This window comes from Thermoplasmata archaeon (genome assembly GCA_036395115.1).
In the GTDB taxonomy this organism is placed as follows: domain Archaea; phylum Thermoplasmatota; class Thermoplasmata; order RBG-16-68-12; family RBG-16-68-12; genus RBG-16-68-12.
Map to the genome: position 1 here is coordinate 73745 of DASWDU010000049.1, position 18038 is coordinate 91782.

Here is an 18038-nt window from a genome sequence, read left to right on the forward strand (position 1 = left end):
CCGTCCCCCGTTTGTCAGCGGTTCCTGACGCCGCGACATGAGCGGTACGGCCGACAAACCTTTTGCCAATCCGAGACCGGCTCGGGAGGCTGCCGCACAGGTCTCGGGATGGAAATCTCGCCCTTCAGGCCCGTCAATGCCATTCTGAACCCAAATGGAGCTTGAGTCCCCGCTTGTAGAGGACGAGTGGCCAACCGATTGTCTTAGATGCCCGTCCTTTTCGATTCGGCTCGATAGGACGAATCTCCGAGGCGGCGCTCGACCGGTGCGGGAGCAACAATCTCTGAAGCCACAGATGGGGAAAGACATCACCGGGTTACAGAAGGTTCCGGCAGATGCCACAACGGAGCCTCGAGGGCACGAGCTTGGGTGCGATCGAATGTCACGATCCGCAATTCTAGCACGTGGTCTCACATGCTCTCGCTCGGGCAGACGATGCGACGCCAGCAGCCCTTGTCGGTTTAGCGGTTCGGGATCTGCACGACCTGAATCACGAAGTTGACGCCGGGCGCGCTGAACCCGAAGATTTGCGCGAGGTCGTAGTGGCCCGCGACCGCGGGGAAGCCGGTGTCAAAGGGATCCGCCGGCGTTACCGGGTCTCCCGTATTCGGGTTCGTGAGCGGGATCGTCACGGGAGGCCCTCCCGTGTGCCCCGTGAAGGTCATCGTTCCGCCCGTCACGAAGAAGTCGGGCATCCCGGTGAACCCATCGGCAATGAACCAGCCCTCAATCTCGATCTGGAATGCGTCAGCGCCCCCACCGCCGAACGGACCGACCAAATGGCCGCAACCGGCCAACGTCGCGTCGCCGGTATTGTCGTTGTCGAATTCGACCCAACCCCAGAATCCCCCGAGCTGGTCACACAGACTTGGATTGTTGCAATTCTGTGATACCCCGAGCTGCCACACGGCCGTGTTGCCGTATGCCCGCGCTGGCGTGGCAATCACGATCAGCGCCATCGGAATCAGCAATGACGCTACGGCCCACACAATCAGCCTTCCACGTTTCATCTCCTCGACCAACCTGGACGGAACGCCCGTCCCCGTCCCCGTCCCGCGGGGTATGGCCTTGCCGACCATTATGATTTCGGTTAGCCCAAGAGAAGACGGTGACTGCAATTCGCGAACGCAGATCAGTCTTCTAAAGAACGATAACGTCGTGGACCCGAATCAGCATTCGGTGGTCCGGTAGTCCGCTACATCCCCCTCAGCGTCCTTCCCGAGTGTTGATTGACCTAGTGAAGGGAATTCTTCCACGCCGTTGGGACGCGGGCTGGGTATACGACTTCCTTCGCCCCGAGAAACCCCGCGAACGCCTCGATCGTCTTGCCGATTTTCGAGGAGACATCCTTGTCGCCGGGAGCGCCGCGCTCCGCGTGGACCGACTTGACCAAGAGCTTCTCGTTCTGCTTGTCCAGGAGCAGATCAACTCTGCCGATGAGCCGGTCCCCCCACAGGATCGGGTGCACGAAGGTCCCGAATTTCCTTTTGTTCGGCGGAAGGAAGTTTTCGTGGATGTAGTGGAAGCCAAACAGTCGATCCGTCCGGCCCGTGCTGTTGATGAGAGTGTCGAAAGGAGCCAACAGGGTCATCCTCGGCTGCCACCCGTCCGAACGCATCGATTCGAGGAGTGGGACGTCTTGATCATGGACGTATCTCTCATCTCTGCCACCGAGGTCGGCGACGTGAACCCGGTGGATGACAGATGCTTCTTGCAGCTGCGCGAGGGTCTTCTTCAAGTTCAGGTATCGGCCGCGTGGAAAGTACAGGTGGATCTCGCGGGGTGTCGCGGTCCCGAGGGCACGGATGGCCCTTTGGGCCGCCTCACGCTCGAATTCTTCCTCGGTCAGGGCTTGCCGCTTCACCTGAGGCGGCAGGAATTCTTCGGAGAGGCCCCAGATGTTCTGGTATCCCCGGTGGCCGACGATCATCACATCTCCGCTCATCAGGAGATGGAAGAGCATGGCCGAGACGTCGCTTCCGGAAGACCATCCGTTGGTACTTCTCTTCGTCCGGACGTAGTCCCTGAATTCGCTGAGTTCAAGCGGTCCCCTCTTGAGGTCACTCAATATTCGCCTCCGCAGTTCGACGTGCGCGGCCAAGAAAGCCCGCGCTCTCTTCTTCTGTCCTCCCCAAGAATCGGAGAGGGACTCCGGATACCTTTTCATCATCGAAGCGTAGATTGGATAGTCCTCCGTGAGCACGATGGATGCGATAGGAGTCCAGTGCAAGAAGAGCTCCTTCGTCTCCCACAGCAATCCATCGAGGTCCGACAGCCGGAAATTCCCGATGCGGCTCCAAAAGGAGATGACATGGGACGGTGCGACGGCGTCGATGGGGTCCCACTGAACGTAGCAAAGGTCGCGCACCACGGACAGGATGTGCTCCCTCGTCGGTCTTTGCGGCACGTTGCCCGCGAGGTGCTGCTTCATGACCGCCAGACGCCTCGCCGATTCCAAGGATGTCTCGATGGCCTTTTCGCTCAACGAGGCCTGGCCAGCCTGTGTCGCGGCTATTAAGCTTGCTGCACCGCCAGTGTCAGTCGCCGCGGAACGGCAATCGTGAAGTAGGTCCGGTCAGTAGCCTGTCTCCAACCAACCGACGGCAGCGCTCCGGACCGGCGAGGGCTAAGTCTCGCATCCGATCCCATCCGCGTCGCCGTCGAAGTGATGGGGGTCTGGAGGCAGCACCCGGAAGTTCCGGTAGGGGATGTCCGCACAATCCAGATCGGGCGGCGGGGGAGGGATGCACAGGTCCGGGTACGACGGATCGCACGTCCCAGAAGGAGGAGAGGCGCATCCCGTCCACTCGGCGCCGCCGAACTCACTCGCGGCACAATACAGGTAGTAGGGAAGCGCGTGGCCCGATGCGATCATCGCGGCGTTCGCGTTTGTGCCGCCGCAGGAGACGACCGCGAGAATTCGTCCGTAGCGGTCGCCGCCGATCTGGAAATCGTCTTCATCGACGAGGGCGCGGGTTCCGAGGCATAGGGCGTCGAGGTAGTCTCGAGCTTCGGGGCCGCCTGACTCGTTCAGTTCCGGCGCGTCGACGAGTACGAGCCGGATTCGGAGACCGCCTTCCACGTCGAGGGTGTCTCCATCGATGACTCGCGTCACGTTGCGCTCGACGCAGAGTCCGGCCGTCCTCGGGCACGGCGAGGCCTCGGGCGGTGGAGGAGGCGGAGCGGTTGGTGGCTCGTTGACGGCCGATGAAGGCGAAGTCGGCATGTGAGTCGCCGCGAACGCGGCGGCGATCACGGCGGCCCCGATTGCAATCGAGACGAGGACCGAGTACCGACGGCGGCGAGACACCGGTCGGAGGATGGACCAAAGGCTACTTGAAGCCTCTTTGAATCCGGCGGTCGCCTCATTCGGAACGCGGTTGGCAGACCGGGGGTCATGGCGAAGGCGGTGCGGATGGCGGTGTCGACCCTCGACGTTTCAGCCGAAAGGCAAGGAAGGCGAGAAATGCCGCCGCAGCGAATACGATCACCACGGCCGCAATCCCTCCGGGACCGTACGGCCCCGATGGACTGAAGAACGAGGTGTCAACCCGGAACGAGACCGGAGCGGAAGTTGCGGAGTTCCCCGCCCGGTCGAAGACCGTCAGCGTCACGGTGTGGGTTCCGTCCGCCAGGCCCGTAACCACGTAGGAGGTCGCGGTGCCGCTGAGGCTCCGGGCCGGTCCGCCATCCACGCGGATCTCGACCCGGTCCACGCCGGAGGTCGCATCTTCCGTTGAAAACATCACCGTGACTTGGGAAGACGTGATCACGCTCCCCGAGAGGGGCAGGTCGACCTTGAGGCCCGGCCCTGTCGTGTCCACCGTCACGTTAACGGTCGCAACCCCCGTGTTGCCCGCTTGGTCGACGGCGGTCACGTGGATCGCGTGGCTGCCGTCGGAGACTCCGGTGATATTGTAGCGAGTGGCCGTCCCCGGCAAACTGACGGGAGATCCGCTATCGAGGCCGACCTGAATCTCCGTGAGTCCCGCGCCGGCATCCGAGACAACCCAAGTGACCGCGACCCTGGCGGACGCGATGAAGGCGCCCTCCAGGGGCGCGGTGATTTGGAGCGAGGGCGGGTTTGCTCCCGCGCTGTTTCCAGAGGATGCGAGCAACACTGCAACGCCGACAAGGAGTGAGAACCACAACGCACGAGCATCGAGTCCTCGATCCGTAACGGGCATCGGATTCCGGTCGGCGGCAAGTAGTAAGGAGGCAGATAAATCCGTCGGCCGAGTCCGGGAAGGTTTCACCGCGCTTCGGTGTTCATGAAGAGCGTCGTCGCGGACTCGACCCCTACACAGAGGGCGTGCCGCCCTCGCTATTCTGTGTTCGTCCGAACGGCGCTCCCGCCGGAATCCGAAGGAAAGATCTCGACCGTCTTGATGTTCACCATTTCCAGGAGGCCGTAGCGGCTCAGCTCCCGTCCGATGCCGCTATGCTTCACGCCCCCGAACGGCATCCGCGGGTCCGACTTCACGGTGCCGTTCACGAAGACCATCCCCGACTCGATCCGGCTGGCGAGTTCGTCGGCCCGGGCGAGGTTGCGCGTCCAGACGCTCGCGCCGAGGCCGAACTCGGAGTCGTTCGCCTCGCGGATCGCGGCGTCGAGGTCCGGCACGACCACGACGGGCGCGACGGGACCGAACGTCTCCTCCCGCAAGACGCGCATTTCATCGGTGACGTCCGTCAGGAGCGTCGGCTCGAAATACCATCCGTCTCGCGCTATCCGCTTTCCGCCGACCTCGATCGTTGCGCCCTTCCGGACCGCATCCCGGACCTGGGCTTCGATTTCGTCCCGCTGCGTCCGGCTGGACAGCGGCCCGACATCCGTCGAAGGATCGAGCGGATCCCCTACCCGAAGCTTCCGCATGTTCTCCGCGAACTTCGCGACGAACTCCTCTGCGACGGAATCAACGACGAAGAAGCGCTTCGCGGCGATGCAGGACTGCCCGGTATTGATGAAGCGCCCCGCGACCGCGCCCTTCGCGGCGGCGTCGAGGTCCGCGTCTTCCGCGACGATGAACGGGTCCGAGCCGCCGAGCTCGAGGATCGCCTTCTTGAGGTCGTTCGCGGCCTCGCGGGCGACGGCGACTCCCGTGCCGACGGAACCGGTCAGGCTGACGACGGATACGGGCGAGCGGATCAAGGCGGTCGCGGTCGTCCGGTCTCCCACGACGATTTGGAAGACGCCGTCCGGCAGGCCGGCCTCTCGAAACGCCGCCTCGAGGTTCAGCCCGGACTGCGGGGACGCACTGGCGGGCTTGACGACCGTCGTGTTGCCGGCGATCAGGGCGGGGACCGCGAAGCGGACGATCTGCCACATCGGAAAGTTCCATGGCATGATCGAACCGAGCACGCCCCGCGGGTGGAACGCGATGTACGATCGCGCGGCCTCCGTCTTCACGGTCTCCGGCCGCAGGAACGCGGGACCGTTCTGCGCGAAGTAGTCGGCGGCCCACGCGCACTTGTCGACCTCCGCGATTGCGTCGCGGATGATCTTCCCCATCTCGAGGGTCATCGTCCGCGCGTACTCGTCCTTGTGCTTCCGCAGGATTTCCGCGAGGTGCGACAGGTAGGCGCCGCGTTCTTCCGGGGCGAGTCGGGACCATGATTGGAACGAATCGCGCGCCTTCTTCACCTTCGCGAGGACCTCCGCCGGCGTCGCGATCGCGTGCGTGGCGAGCGGCTTGCCCGTGGCGGGGTTGATCACTTGGAAGGTCCGGCGCTTTGCGGGCGCGCGGCCGCGGGTTCCTCGTTTTGACGCGGGCATTGGCGGATCCTCGGGTCACCCTACGGCTGCGCCGCAAAATAGCCTTTGTGGACGGCGCCACGACGATGGCGGTTGATGCGAGGCCGTCTCCCGAAGGAAGTTTAATAACGAATCTTGCAATGAAAGCGGCGCGTGCGTGGGTGGCCCAGCTTGGTCAAAGGCGCAGCGTTGAGGTCGCTGTCCCGAAGGGGTTCGCAGGTTCAAATCCTGCCCCACGCATCTTTCAGCTGACTCGGAACCGAGATGCTCTCGGAGCTCCCTCCGCCGCGGAGCCGCACCCCGCGCCATCGAGTTTCGTTCACAGGGCCGCGACGTCGAGGCGGTGAACGAGTCCGCCCGCGACCTGGAATCGCCAGACGGTCTGCATGTCCCACTGATCCGAGTGGAATCTGCCGAACACGTCCAAACCATCGCGCCCTTCCCGCTCGGGATCGAGGCGGCCACGGGACCGGAACAGTTCCCGATCCGCCCATGAACGCAGGTGCTGCGACTCGCCGTCGTCGGTCAGCGTCGCCGAGGTCGCGAAGGCCGCGAAGAATGCGTTGCGGTCGCTGTCTCGGATGGCTACGACCACTGCCCGCACCACGGGATTCGTCAGTTCCTCCGCCCTCATCTGCTTCCCCTGGCCCCCGGGGCCCTCACCCGACGAGCCAGCCTCGCGCGTCCGCCATGAGGATCGCGAGCGTCACGACGGTGGACTCGAACTCGCCGGAGCGCGCGCGGGCGAGCGCCTGCGTGACGCTCATCCGCTCGACCGCGACAATCTCGTCGGGATCCGGACGGCGGTCCGTCGGACGGCAGTCTTTCGCGAAGAAGATGTGCAACGTCCCTTCGAGGTAGGCGGTCAGGTTGTTCCCCGCGTACATTTCGAGGAAGCGTTTCGCCTCGAAGCCCGTCTCCTCGAGGAGTTCGCGCCGGGCGCACGCCTCCGGGCTCTCGCCGTCTTTCGCGCTGCCGCCAGGCAGCGAGAACGCGATCCGCCCGAGGCCGTGACGGTACTCGCGCGTGAGGATGATCTGGTGATTCGCGACGGGCAACACGGCGGCGGAGGTGCCGAAGTGAAGCCGCACCCACCGCTTCCGGTTCCCGCTCGGCAACTCGACTTCGTCTTCGGAGATCGGCGGCCATGCGTCCCGCAGACGTTTCGTGCCGACGACCCGCGGCGCGGCCCCCAATCCGGTCCCTCGGGCGGGACTAGGCGCGTCGGATACTTAGTCGCGTCGATGATCCGCCGCCCTCGGGTCCAATGAGCACAACTCTTAATACGAGCGACCCGGGTACGCGCGCAGCAATGCCCCTCAAGTTCTGGAAGAAGGAGAAACCCGAAAAGGGGAAGGACGAAGAGGAAGCGGAGGAGGAGAAACCGACAGAGGCGCCGAAAGCGAAGGTCGCGCCGCCGGAACAGAAAGCCCCGAAACCAGAACCCGAGGCAAAGCCGGCAAAGCCGGCGAAGCCGGCCGAACCGCTAGCGGCGAAGCCGCCCGACCTCGCCGCCGTCACCGGGGAGGTGCACGCCGCGCTCGTCGAATTCGGCCTGACCGTCCCCGCGACGAAGGCGGTCTTCGAAAAACGGATCGGCATGTATCCGGGCGGCGCGGCGGCGTTCCTTGCGGACTACCGTTCCGCGCCGTACCGCGCCGTCACGCGGATCCTGGCGGACTGGCTCGGGTTCCGCGTGCCGGAGGAGTTCGAGCCGGCGGCGCTGCTCGGGGAGGTGAATCCCCGGCTGAGTTCGTTCAAGCTGACGGCCGAGATGAAGGACATCACCTGGCTGGATAGGGAGCTCGGCCTCCGAAAGGGGAAGCTCGTCCTCGGCGACCAAGAGCGCGTCGTGCGGTTCAAGAACCCGAGGGACTTCGTGAAAGGCGTGAATGACCTGATCGCGCCGAAGCGGATCGCGTTCCTCGAACTCGAAACGTGGGCAGACGACTACGCCTTCCTGATCGTCCGCGAGCCGCGCTGGGCGAAACTGGCGGCAACGGAACTCGTCGTCGTCAAGGCGGACCAGACCTCGCGGGGCGGCGAATGCGGGGAGTGCGGCGCGCCGGTCGGGAAGTACTGGAGCGACTGCCTGAAATGCGGGGCCGTTTTCGGCTAGGATTTCTTCTCGGCCTTCTTCGGCTCTTCTTTCGTATCCGTCGTCTCGATCTTCAGGGCGTCCGGACCGCCGGGCTGCGAGCGGAGGATCGGCATCGGGTCGTACATCTTCTCGGGCCACTCCCGCCGCTCGACGCGCATCCCGCAATGCGGGCAGTTCTTCGCGTCGAGGTGTTCCTCGTTCCGGGTGAAAAGGACCTTGCCATCGCAGTATGGACAGTGGAGCGTGCGGGGCTTCCGCATGATCCGCTTCGCGAAGACGGAGATCCGGCCGTCGCGGAGCTCGGGGGGCATCATCCGCGTACCAAGACGCACCTCGATATCAACGTTCCGACGCCCGGCGCCCTCGGGCCGATGTGCCGTGCGCGGCCGGAGCGATGGGGGCGCAACATCCAAGTGGAACCGTCGCATCCTTCGATCCGCATGCAGGACCTGCCTCTCCAGACCCTCCACGACGTCGCGGGGGCGATCCTTCGGCCGGAGGGCGAGTGGAACGTCCCCTCCGGGTACGTGAGCCTGGACGAGGAGGTGCGTGCCGTCCGGACCCGCGCCGGCGTGATCGACGTGAGCGACCGCGCGAAGATCGAGCTCACCGGCTCCGAGCGCGTGCTGTTCCTGGACGGGCTCGTGACCGCGGACATCAAGGTCCTCACGCCCGGTGCCTCCGCGTACGCGCTCCTGCTGAACGAGAAGAGCCGCGTCCTGGGCGACGTCCGCGTGTACGCGTTCCCGGAGTCCCTGGTCCTCGATATCGAGGCGGCGCAGAAGCCTACGATCCTCGGGATCCTCGAGAAGGCCCGCGTGAGCGACGACGTCGAGTTCCGCGACCTCGGGCCGACGGGACACCTCGTCGTCCACGGCCCCCGCGCGGACGACGTGGTCGTACGCGCGCTCGGGGCGGATGTTCGCGCCCTTTCCCTCGATATCTACGCGAGCGTGCGGGTCGACAAGCGACACGTCGGGCACGTCGCGCGGATCCGGCCGACGGGAGAGCGGGGCTTCGCGATCTGGTCGCCCGGCGCGACCCTCGCGGATGCATGGGCGGCGCTCGTCCGTCGCGGCGCGACGCCGATCGGCCGCGAGGCGTACGAGGTCCTGCGGATCGAGGCGGGCGTGCCGCGGTTCGGCGCCGACATGTCGGGGGAGACGCTCGCCCTCGAGGTCGCCCCGGAATCGGCACTGAGCTTCACGAAAGGCTGCTACGTCGGGCAGGAGACCGTCGCCCGCAGCACGTACGTCGGCCAGGTCCGCCGCAAGTTGCTCGGCCTCCGAATCGATGCGGACACGCCGCCGGTCCGCGGTGATCCCGTCTTGAGGGGGGACCAGACGGTCGGCGGGGTGACGAGCGCCGCGTGGTCCCCGACCCTCGGGTGGGGGGTCGCCCTCGCGCTCGTGCGGGTCGATGCGGTGTCGCCGACGGAGACGCTGTTCGTCGACCGCGGCGGCTGGTCGCTCCGCGCGAAACTCCATCCGCTGCCGTTCGTCCGTCCGGGCGCGTGAGCCGGACGTATGGGGCGGCCTCTTCGGATCGTCGACATGCCTTGCCGCAATTGATGCGTTGACGCGCGGAGATGAGGATGCGACTGGAATGTCTGGTCGAAGACGCGTCGTCCGGCCGGACCGACCGCACGTTTCCGTTATCCTTATCTTCTGTCATTGCAATGCCCGGCGCACCTGGGGCCGGCGGATTTTGCGTTCGCGCAATTCGCCGGGAGGGAGTCCGTACCGTTGACGGGGAAGGGGTTTACGTGAGTTCTCAGTCGCCTACAGAAGCGAATTCCGTGTCTCGCCGCATGTGGAGTCGCATCGTCGCAATCTCGTTGGTGCTCGTGATGGTCTTCTCGGCGTTCCTAATCCTGGGGACGCCGGCGACGGCCGCACGGCCGTCGATCATGCCGCGTGCGCTTCCGGACTATATGAAGTACGTCACGATCAATAATTTCCAATTCGATCCGCTCGCACAGACCCCGTCGATTCCCGCATCCCTTCGGTACGACACGGTCCCCCGGGACCAACAGTTCTACTACATCGTTCAATTCAACGGACCCGTCACGCCCGCGATGAAGTCGATGCTCGCGGCGACCGGCGTGACGATCTTGCAGTACCTCGCCTACAACGCGTTCGTCGTCCGCGCCGATGGACCCGCGATCGATCGCGCGGCCGCCCTCCCCGTCGTTCGGTGGAGCGGCGTCTTCCAGCCCGCATACAAGCTGAGTCCCCGCCTCTCCGATGAATACGCCCTGATCACGGAGCGCGCGATGGAGCGCGACCGCAGCGGCGACTCCCTGAACGGCGGCGCCACGACGACCCTCGGAGCCGGCGGCATGCCCGCGAAGAGCGTCAGCTCCTCCGGCGGCGCCGCGACGGCCGCTTCCGGTTTCTCCCCGAAGTTCGACACGTCCGCATCCGGATCGACGATGGGGCCGCAGACCTCGTTCGGCGGCGCCGCCGCGCCGTCGTCGGGCGCCGGATCGCGCATCTCCCTCGAGGTCACCGCCTTCGAGACGTCCCGCGTGCCGGAGATCGCGCGCGCGGCCTCCGTCCTGGGCGGCACGCAGATCACGTACTCCTGGGGCAACTCCGGCGGCGTCCGCGTCGAGGTCGACAAGGGCGCGCTTCCCTTGCTCGCGCGCGTGCCCGGCGTGTTGTACGTCGACCGGTTCGTCCAGCCATACGTCTTCAACGACCTTGCACGCTGGGTCGTGCAGAGCGGCGACACGGACACGTTCGCCACGCCGATCCACGACCACGGAATCCATGGGACCGGTCAGACGGTCACGTTGGGCGACACCGGGATCGACTACAAGCACCCCGATTTCTGGGATCCGGGTAACACGACGCCGGGTCCGAGTGCACGCAAGCTGACCGATTACTATCCCGCGTGCAGCGACAACTGCGACGACACGGACAACGGCATTAACCACGGAACGCACACCTCGGGGAGCGTCGCGGGCGACGACGGCACATGGCACGTCTACAACGGGGACGCGACCGGCTCGAACGGCACGGCGGGACCGCACGACGGCCAAGCCTTCGACGCCTGGATTCAGATGACGGACATGTCCAACGACGGCAATTTCGTGTATTTCGATTCCATCACAAACGTCTGGCAGCGTGCGGTCGATCGCGACTCGTGGATTCACTCCAACAGCTGGGGTTCCGTGGACTTCCAAGCCGAGTATATCCAGGAAGCCGCGGACACGGACAACTTCATCTGGAACAACCAGGACTTCCTCGTCGTCTTCGCGGCGGCTAATGCGGGACAGGGAGGCCTCCGGTCGATGAACCTCTTCGGGACCGCGAAGAACATCATCACCGCAGGCGCGACGGTCAACGGGCTCGGCCTCGAGAACATGGCGGACTTCAGCAGCCGCGGACCGACCCAGGACGGGCGCATCAAGCCCGACATCACCGCGCCCGGTGTCTCGGTGTGGTCCGCCCAGGGATTGGATCCCGGGGGGGACGGCACACAGTACTGGCAGCTGAGCGGCACGAGCATGGCGACGCCGACGATCGCCGGTAGCATGGCGCTCGTCCGCCAATACTACATGGATGGCTGGTACCCGACCGGAGCGCCGGTCCCGGGGGACGGCTTCACGCCTACCGCCGCGCTCATCAAGGCGACGGCGATCAACAGCGCGCGCGAGATGACCGGCACCGGGGCGTACGGGTTTGGCGAATCCTATTATCCGAACGACAACCAGGGCTTCGGCCGGCTCACCCTCGATGATGCCCTCGCGTTCCAGGGGGACGCGCGCGGCCTCGTCCTGGACGACAACCGCAACGGTCTCAACACGGGCGACGTCACGAACTACAGCCTCGCGATCGGGGATGCGTCCCAGTCGGTCGAGATCACCCTCGTGTGGTCGGACTATCCAGGAACCGCGGGCTGCAATCCGTGCCTCGTGAACGACTTGGACCTGACCGTCCACGCCCCCGACGGCACGCTGTACGCGGGCAACCAGTACGTTGGCATGAACCCCGGCGAGTCCAAGCCGAACCCGACCCGTTCCGATCACCGGAACAACGTCGAGTCGGTCCTCGTAATCACGGGCGTCCAGGAGGGCGTCTGGACGGTCACGGTCACGGCGAACGATGTGCCGAACGGGCCGCAGCCCTACGCCATCGTGATGACCGGCGGAATCGCCACGCAGCGCGGGATCATCCAGATGGACCACAACAGCTACCAGTCCTCGGCGACCGTGAACATCAAGGTCGTCGACACGGGCCTGAACACGGACCCGAACAACCCGGACACCGTCGATGTGAACATGAGCTCGAGCACGGAGACGACTCCTGAGCTCGTGACGCTCACGGAGACCGGCAACGCGACCTCCGTGTTCGACGGCTCGATCCCACTGGACAACAGCGTGACTCCGGCACCCGGCGACGGTCTCCTGCAAGTCCAGGACGGCGACACGATCACCGCGTTGTACTACGACAACGACGATGGATCGGGCGGGCGCGGTCCAGTGACGGCCACGGCCCTCGTCGACGACACGCCACCGGTCATCTCGGGCATCGCCGCGATCAATCTACGCTTCAACCGCGCGACCATCGTCTGGACGACGGACGAGCGGTCCGATTCGGTCGTGTGGTGGGGCGACACAAGTCCGCCCGGGAACCAAGCCTCCTCGTCGCGCATGGTGACGGGCCACTCGATCACGCTATCGGGTCTCACCGCGAACAAGACGTACTACTACGCCGTGCAATCGACGGATGAGGCGGGGAACGTCGCGCTCGACAACAACAACTCGCAGTACTACACCTTCGTCACACCCGAGAAACCGCCGACTGCGCCGCCGAGCGTCGAATGGCCGACGTTCCACAACAACGTCCCGAGGCAAGGGCGGTCGCCGAGCAACTTCCAGCCGCCCATCGACCTCATCTGGGCAGACGGCCCGTACCTCCTGCAGCTCTGGAACGGCCCGGTCCTCTCGGACGGCATCCTGTTCTCCGCACCTCTCGATGGCACTCTGCGGGCGCGCGATCCATTCACGGGCGAGATACTGTGGAGCCGCCATCTGGGCGACCAGTACTACTACACGGGCACGATGGTCGGCCACGACGGCGTGCTGTACGCAACGTTCTACGGCTCCTCCGGCGGATACGTGTACGCGCTCAACGAGTACACGGGCGACACGATCTGGGTCGTCGGCTCGGAGAGCGGGCTCGACTTCAACGCGCGGATCATGATGGGCTACTCGGATGGCCTCGTCTTCGGGAGCGCCTGGGGCGGCCAGATCTACGCGCTGAACGCCACGGACGGCTCCGTCGTGTGGGCGTACCAGACCGGCGACCTGCCCTTTGGCGGGCCCTCGGTCAACGCGGGCGTCGTCTACATGGCCTCGATCGGAGGCACCGTCTTCGCCGTCGACGAGTTCAGCGGTTCCCTCGTCTGGTCTGCAACGCTCGATGACACGACCACCTCGTCGCCGCTCTATGCGAACGGCCTGATCTACGAGGGGACGTACTCGGGCACGATGTACGCCCTCGACGCGTTCACCGGCGAGATTGTCTGGTCGACCGGCGGATTCAACCTGATCGACGTGTCGACGCCCGCGTATGATGGCGTTGCAATCTACTTCGGCGACTACAACGATGAGTACGTCTCCCTCGACGCCTCCGACGGGACGCTCCTCTGGAGGACCGGCGTCGGCGGAGCGGTGGGCACGTCACCCGCCCTCGCGAACGGCTTCCTGTACGGGACCTGCTGGTTTTACTGCCCGCTCTACACGTTCGACACGCTCGACGGGTCGATCGTGGACTCGGACCCCCTCACGTCGAGCTTCGGCGCGACGTCGTTCCCCGCCGTCTCGGATGGCTGGGTCTGGGTCGAGGACTACGCAGGGAACATCCATGGGTTCTTCGGGCAGCTGCCGATCGGGCTCACGGTGTCCCCGGCCCGCGCGTCGCAGGACGCGGTGCCGGATTCGAAGGTCGACTACAACCTGACCGTCAAGAACATCGGCATCTCCGGTCCCGACACGTTCGACGCCACCAAGACGCTCGGCGTCCACGGCTGGACGGTCGATCTGCTGAAGGCGGACAGGACGCCGCTCACCGACACGGACAGCGACGGCATCCCGGACACGGGCCCACTGAACCCCGGCAAGAACACGACGGTCATCGTCGAAGTGACGGTCCCCGCCGCGGTCAATCCGGGCGACGCCGACACGGCGGTCGTGCGGTTCACGTCGAGCAACGACCTGACGCGACACAAGGAGTCCCAGCTCACGACGACCGTGCCGCCACCCGGCGTCTCGGTCGGGCCACGCGGCTACTTCACCCCGAATCCGGGCGCGACGGTCAACGCGACGATGAACGTTCGGAACACCGGCGGGTTCGCGGACACGATCGACGTGACCGCGGTCTCGGACCAGAGTTGGACGATCCATCTCTACAAGGCGGACGGCGTCACGCCGCTGGCCGATACGGATGGCGACGGGATCCCGGACGTCGGGCTCGTGCCCGGCCTCCGGAGCGCCTCGATCGTGGTGAGTGTCAACGTCCCCGGGGACGCCCCCGAAGACACGGTCCAGCGGACCGCGGTGAAGGGCACATCCTCCCTGAACACTTCCGCATCCGGCACCGGCCTGGTCGTGATCGAGATCGTCGCGCCGCCGAACGAGGCGTGGCCGACGTTCCACAACAACCAGAAGCGCGCCGGGCTGTCGCCGAGCACCCATGCGCCTCCGATGAAGGAATTGTGGCGAACCGGGGGGCATCAGCTCCAGTTGTGGACAGGACCCGTTGTCGCGGACAACATCGTGTACAGCACGACCCTCGACGGATACCTCAGGGCATACGATCCGTTCACGGGCGATGTCATCTGGGAGCAAGCGTTCGGCGACTCGTTCTACTACACCGGCACGGTGACGGTTGACCAGCGAAGTCCCAGCGACCCGAACGATAATGTCGTCTACGCGACGTTCTACGGCACGAACGGAGGCGTCATCGGGTCGTGCCCCCCCAACCCGCCCTTCTACGGATCGTGTGGCTACGTCTTCGCCATCGATGCCACGGACGGATCCATCCTCTGGAAGGTGGGCCCGGACGAGACCGGCTTGAACTTTAACGCGCGGGTCGTGATGGCCTACGCGCACGGCCGCGTGGTCGGTGCGACGTGGAACGACTTCAACAACGGACAGGTGTACGCCCTTGATTCGTTGAGTGGCCAGTTGCTGTGGCTCTTCAACGCGACCGGGTTGCCCTTCGGAGGTGCCGCCATCAGCGGCGGAAACGTGTACATCGGGACGATTTCGGGCTGGCTCTACGCGCTCGACGAACAGTCGGGAAGCGTCGTGTGGTCCGCTCAGCTCGACAACACGATCACGTCCGTTCCGCTCGTCGCGCAGGGCATCATCTTCGTCGGCACCTATTCTGGGACGATGTACGCCATCGATGGGAACACGGGCAGCGTGATCTGGTCCACGGGCGGCTTCTCGCTGATTGACTCTTCGACGCCGGCGACCGACGGATCGGCAATCTACTTCGGGGACTTTATGTCGGAGTATGTCTCCCTGGACATGGCAACGGGTGCGGTCCTCTGGCGGACGTCCATCGCAGGGCCTGTGGCAAGCTCCCCGGCTCTCGCGAACGGGTACCTCTACGGAACTGCCTGGGACGGCAAGTTCCGGACCTTGAACGCATCCACGGGCGACATCGTCGACACAGATCCCCTGGTCGCCTTCGCGTCGACGTCCTCGCCTGCGGTTCAGCGAGGCTGGGTCTGGCTCGAGGACTACAACGGCGCTGTCTACGCCTTTGGCGGTAAGGGGGCCGGTGAAGTCCGGACAGTCCTCGTGACGCCCGCCGTGGCGGATGTCGAGGTCGGCAAAGCCCTCCTCTTCAAGACGCACGCGCTCGACGCGTTCGACAATCCAATCCGGGTGAAGGACGCGGACTGGCTCGCGCGGGCGGGGCTCGGCTCGGTCGTCAAAGTCAACGGCGACACCGCTCTCTATGTCGCGGACATCATCGCGGGCACCGAGACGTTGGAGGCGTCAACGACGGACGAAGACGGTGTGGTGCATGTGGGCACCGCGACCGTGAACGTGCGGCCCGGGCCGCTCGATCGCATTGAGGTCGCCATGCTCGTCGGCGGAATCCCCTTCGACGGCGATGTCAGCATCCCGGCGGGCTCTCAGCGAACCTTCGTAGCGGACGCGACGGACCGGTTCGGCAACCCGATCGCAGGTGCGACGCTCACTTGGAGTGTGGAGAACGGCGTCGGTCAGATCACCTCCAACGGGGTGTTCACCGCGTCGACGACGGTGGGAGTCGGCTTCGTGACCGCTGCCTCGAGCAGTAAGTCGGGCCACCAGACGGTCACCATCGTCCCGGCGGCCCCGGCTACGGTGGACATCGAGACGTCCAGCAGTGTGTCGGTCGACTCCCAGACGGTGGTCGTCGCAACGGTGCGGGACGTGTACCGCAACGCAAACCTCGAGGGCGTTGTGAAGTGGACGAAGACAGGCACGGGCCCAGCGCCTTTGTTGCTCACGCCGGACGGCCGCACCATCCTGTACCACGCCCCCATCACGACGACCCCAGCGTCCGTGCAGCTCACCGCCGGGATTGACGTGGACGGCGATGGAGTCGTGGATATCTCGCAGGCAATCACCCTGACGATTGTCGCGGGCCCGCCGGTGGGAATCTCCATCGACGCGCCGGCGACGACCGTGGCCGTGGGAGGGACCCTGGACTTCGGCGCAGTCGTGACGGACCAGTTCGGCAACGCGGTGACGGGAGCGACGGTCGCCTGGGAGACCACGGCGGGATCGATCAACCAGCAGGGCGTCTTCACCGCGCCACAGAATCCGGGATTGGTCGTCATCACCGCGAGCACCGCGGGCCGGGAGAGCTTCGTCGTGATCGACGTCACGTCGGGTGGGTTCGAGCAGTTCTCCCGGCAGGCGACCTCGGCGACTTCGTTGGTCTTCCTACTGGCAACGATCGTCGCGGTCACGGCGAGCGTGTTCCTGTTCGTCCGCTACCGCGAGTCGAAGCGCGAGCTCGAGGAATTGCGGCGCGGCCGCGGCGGAACCGACGGCGAACTCTGAGCGCGAACGGAGGGCTTCGGCCCTCCCCCTTCCTTGTTTTCCCGATCGGCCAGCGGACGCCAGGCTCATATACCGGGGGGCCGAATCGCGACCCGCATGTGCCGGATGATGGGGGTCGTCAGCCGGGGGCCCGTGTACTACGACCTGTTCGAGGAGTTCGCGGACCTCGCGACGGAAGGCATGGGCCCCCTCGGTGCGCCGGACGATCGCGGGCACAAGGACGGCTGGGGCCTCGCATGCTTCCGGAACGGCGCGCTCGCGCTCCACGTGCGGGACGCGGGATCCGCCGCGGACGCCTCGAAGTACTACGGGACCGCGTGGAAGATCGCGAAGCTGAACATCGAGCGCGCGCCGGGGCAGTCGTTGATCGTGCTGGGCCACCTGCGCCGGGCGAGCGCCGGAGGCCTCCAAGAGCCGAAGTTCGCCCATCCGTTCGTCGAGGAGCGCGACGGAGTCACGTGGGCGTTCCAGCACAACGGCTCCCTCAAGGAACACCCCTCGAACCCGGAAACGATCGACTCCCAGGTCGTCTTCCAACTGCTCCTACAGAATCTCGAAGGACAGGGGCATGACGCGGTCGCGAAAGCGACCGCGGCGACGCGCGCGGCCGCAATCGAGAGCTATGGAGGGTTTACCGCGCTGAATTTCATGTTATCCGATGGCCACTCGCTTCATCTCTACCGCGACTTCCAGGAGAAGGGCCACTATTACACCCTCTACTTGGACAGCTTCGGTGAGCTGATTGTCGCGGCCTCCGAACCGATCTTCGCGATGAAAGAGGAGCCGGTGCCGCGGGGAATCTTGAGCACGGTGACCCCCGACCTGGAGATTCAGAGGACGGAGATGGCGTGACCGAAGCGCGCGGGATCGCAGGAAACCGCGATGGGAGGACGATGTCCCGTCGTTGGGTCCCCATCCTGAAGGCCGCGAAGGGGGCCCGAACTTCGCCTCATGATGGCTCGTCGCCGCGGCAGGTCCCGGGGGCGAACCGCGGGTAGAGAGACCGCGGAGACGCCCTCCACCGTCGTGGGGAGCGGCCCTTGCGATGGGATGGCCATTCGCAGGTTGCGGCGTCGATCCCGTCCACTTGCCCCTTAAGG

At 65.5% G+C, this 18038-nt stretch carries 12 protein-coding genes and 1 tRNA gene; 5 read left to right on the forward strand and 8 right to left on the reverse strand.

Going from position 1 to position 18038, the window contains the following annotated elements:
* Nucleotides 1-461 precede the first annotated feature (461 nt).
* From VF992_12050 to VF992_12070, 5 genes are all read right to left on the reverse strand, one after another.
* On the reverse strand, nucleotides 462-1010 hold the full coding sequence (locus tag VF992_12050; protein ID HEX9341882.1) for a hypothetical protein: 549 nt from the start codon (nucleotides 1008-1010) through the stop codon (nucleotides 462-464).
* A 224-nt stretch (nucleotides 1011-1234) separates the two neighbouring features.
* Nucleotides 1235-2485 (reverse strand): crosslink repair DNA glycosylase YcaQ family protein, encoded by a 1251-nt coding sequence (locus VF992_12055; GenBank protein ID HEX9341883.1) that lies wholly within the window; start codon nucleotides 2483-2485, stop codon nucleotides 1235-1237.
* Between the two features lie 141 nt (nucleotides 2486-2626).
* Nucleotides 2627-3310 (reverse strand): thermonuclease family protein, encoded by a 684-nt coding sequence (locus VF992_12060; GenBank protein HEX9341884.1) that lies wholly within the window; start codon nucleotides 3308-3310, stop codon nucleotides 2627-2629.
* 85 nt (nucleotides 3311-3395) lie between these two features.
* Nucleotides 3396-4187 carry an Ig-like domain-containing protein gene (locus VF992_12065; GenBank protein HEX9341885.1) on the reverse strand — a complete coding sequence of 264 codons (792 nt, stop codon included), beginning with the start codon at nucleotides 4185-4187 and terminating at the stop codon, nucleotides 3396-3398.
* Between the two features lie 137 nt (nucleotides 4188-4324).
* Nucleotides 4325-5776: an NAD-dependent succinate-semialdehyde dehydrogenase gene (locus VF992_12070; GenBank protein HEX9341886.1), complete on the reverse strand. Its 1452-nt coding sequence runs from the start codon at nucleotides 5774-5776 to the stop codon at nucleotides 4325-4327.
* Nucleotides 5777-5910: 134 nt separating this feature from the next.
* Between VF992_12070 and VF992_12075 the strand changes: the two genes are divergently transcribed.
* Nucleotides 5911-5995, forward strand: a tRNA-Leu gene (locus VF992_12075).
* A 79-nt stretch (nucleotides 5996-6074) separates the two neighbouring features.
* On the opposite strand, the gene VF992_12080 is transcribed toward VF992_12075, so the two are convergent.
* Together VF992_12080 and VF992_12085 are read right to left on the reverse strand one after the other, a co-directional pair.
* Nucleotides 6075-6389 (reverse strand): nuclear transport factor 2 family protein, encoded by a 315-nt coding sequence (locus VF992_12080; GenBank protein ID HEX9341887.1) that lies wholly within the window; start codon nucleotides 6387-6389, stop codon nucleotides 6075-6077.
* A gap of 25 nt (nucleotides 6390-6414) precedes the next feature.
* A complete protein-coding gene (locus VF992_12085) occupies nucleotides 6415-6951 on the reverse strand; it encodes an NUDIX hydrolase (GenBank protein ID HEX9341888.1) in 537 nt (178 codons plus the stop codon).
* 116 nt (nucleotides 6952-7067) lie between these two features.
* Here VF992_12085 and VF992_12090 point away from each other — a divergent pair, with 116 nt between their 5' ends.
* Nucleotides 7068-7874: a hypothetical protein gene (locus VF992_12090; protein ID HEX9341889.1), complete on the forward strand. Its 807-nt coding sequence runs from the start codon at nucleotides 7068-7070 to the stop codon at nucleotides 7872-7874.
* Here VF992_12090 and VF992_12095 read toward each other — a convergent pair.
* Entirely contained in the window at nucleotides 7871-8170 is a 300-nt protein-coding gene (locus tag VF992_12095) for a hypothetical protein (protein ID HEX9341890.1), read from the reverse strand. The genes VF992_12090 and VF992_12095 overlap by 4 nt on opposite strands.
* Nucleotides 8171-8296: 126 nt before the next feature.
* On the opposite strand from VF992_12095, the gene VF992_12100 reads away from it, so the two are divergent.
* From VF992_12100 to VF992_12110, 3 genes are all read left to right on the forward strand, one after another.
* Nucleotides 8297-9373, forward strand: coding sequence for an aminomethyltransferase family protein (locus VF992_12100; GenBank protein HEX9341891.1), 1077 nt, complete (start codon nucleotides 8297-8299; stop codon nucleotides 9371-9373).
* 293 nt (nucleotides 9374-9666) lie between these two features.
* Nucleotides 9667-16938, forward strand: a complete 7272-nt coding sequence (locus VF992_12105; GenBank protein ID HEX9341892.1) for a PQQ-binding-like beta-propeller repeat protein — start codon at nucleotides 9667-9669, stop codon at nucleotides 16936-16938.
* A 96-nt stretch (nucleotides 16939-17034) separates the two neighbouring features.
* Nucleotides 17035-17790, forward strand: a complete 756-nt coding sequence (locus VF992_12110) for a class II glutamine amidotransferase (GenBank protein ID HEX9341893.1) — start codon at nucleotides 17035-17037, stop codon at nucleotides 17788-17790.
* Nucleotides 17791-18038 lie beyond the last annotated feature (248 nt).

Bases quoted from the DNA above. Each gene is read 5' to 3' on its own strand.
- VF992_12105 (HEX9341892.1), top strand. From the start codon at position 9,667: ATGTGGAGTCGCATCGTCGCAATCTCGTTGGTGCTCGTGATGGTCTTC.
- VF992_12100 (HEX9341891.1), top strand. From the start codon at position 8,297: ATGCAGGACCTGCCTCTCCAGACCCTCCACGACGTCGCGGGGGCGATC.
- VF992_12090 (HEX9341889.1), top strand. From the start codon at position 7,068: ATGCCCCTCAAGTTCTGGAAGAAGGAGAAACCCGAAAAGGGGAAGGAC.
- VF992_12050 (HEX9341882.1), bottom strand. From the start codon at position 1,010: ATGAAACGTGGAAGGCTGATTGTGTGGGCCGTAGCGTCATTGCTGATT.
- VF992_12065 (HEX9341885.1), bottom strand. From the start codon at position 4,187: ATGCCCGTTACGGATCGAGGACTCGATGCTCGTGCGTTGTGGTTCTCA.
- VF992_12095 (HEX9341890.1), bottom strand. From the start codon at position 8,170: ATGATGCCCCCCGAGCTCCGCGACGGCCGGATCTCCGTCTTCGCGAAG.
- VF992_12080 (HEX9341887.1), bottom strand. From the start codon at position 6,389: ATGAGGGCGGAGGAACTGACGAATCCCGTGGTGCGGGCAGTGGTCGTA.
- VF992_12070 (HEX9341886.1), bottom strand. From the start codon at position 5,776: ATGCCCGCGTCAAAACGAGGAACCCGCGGCCGCGCGCCCGCAAAGCGC.
- VF992_12110 (HEX9341893.1), top strand. From the start codon at position 17,035: ATGTGCCGGATGATGGGGGTCGTCAGCCGGGGGCCCGTGTACTACGAC.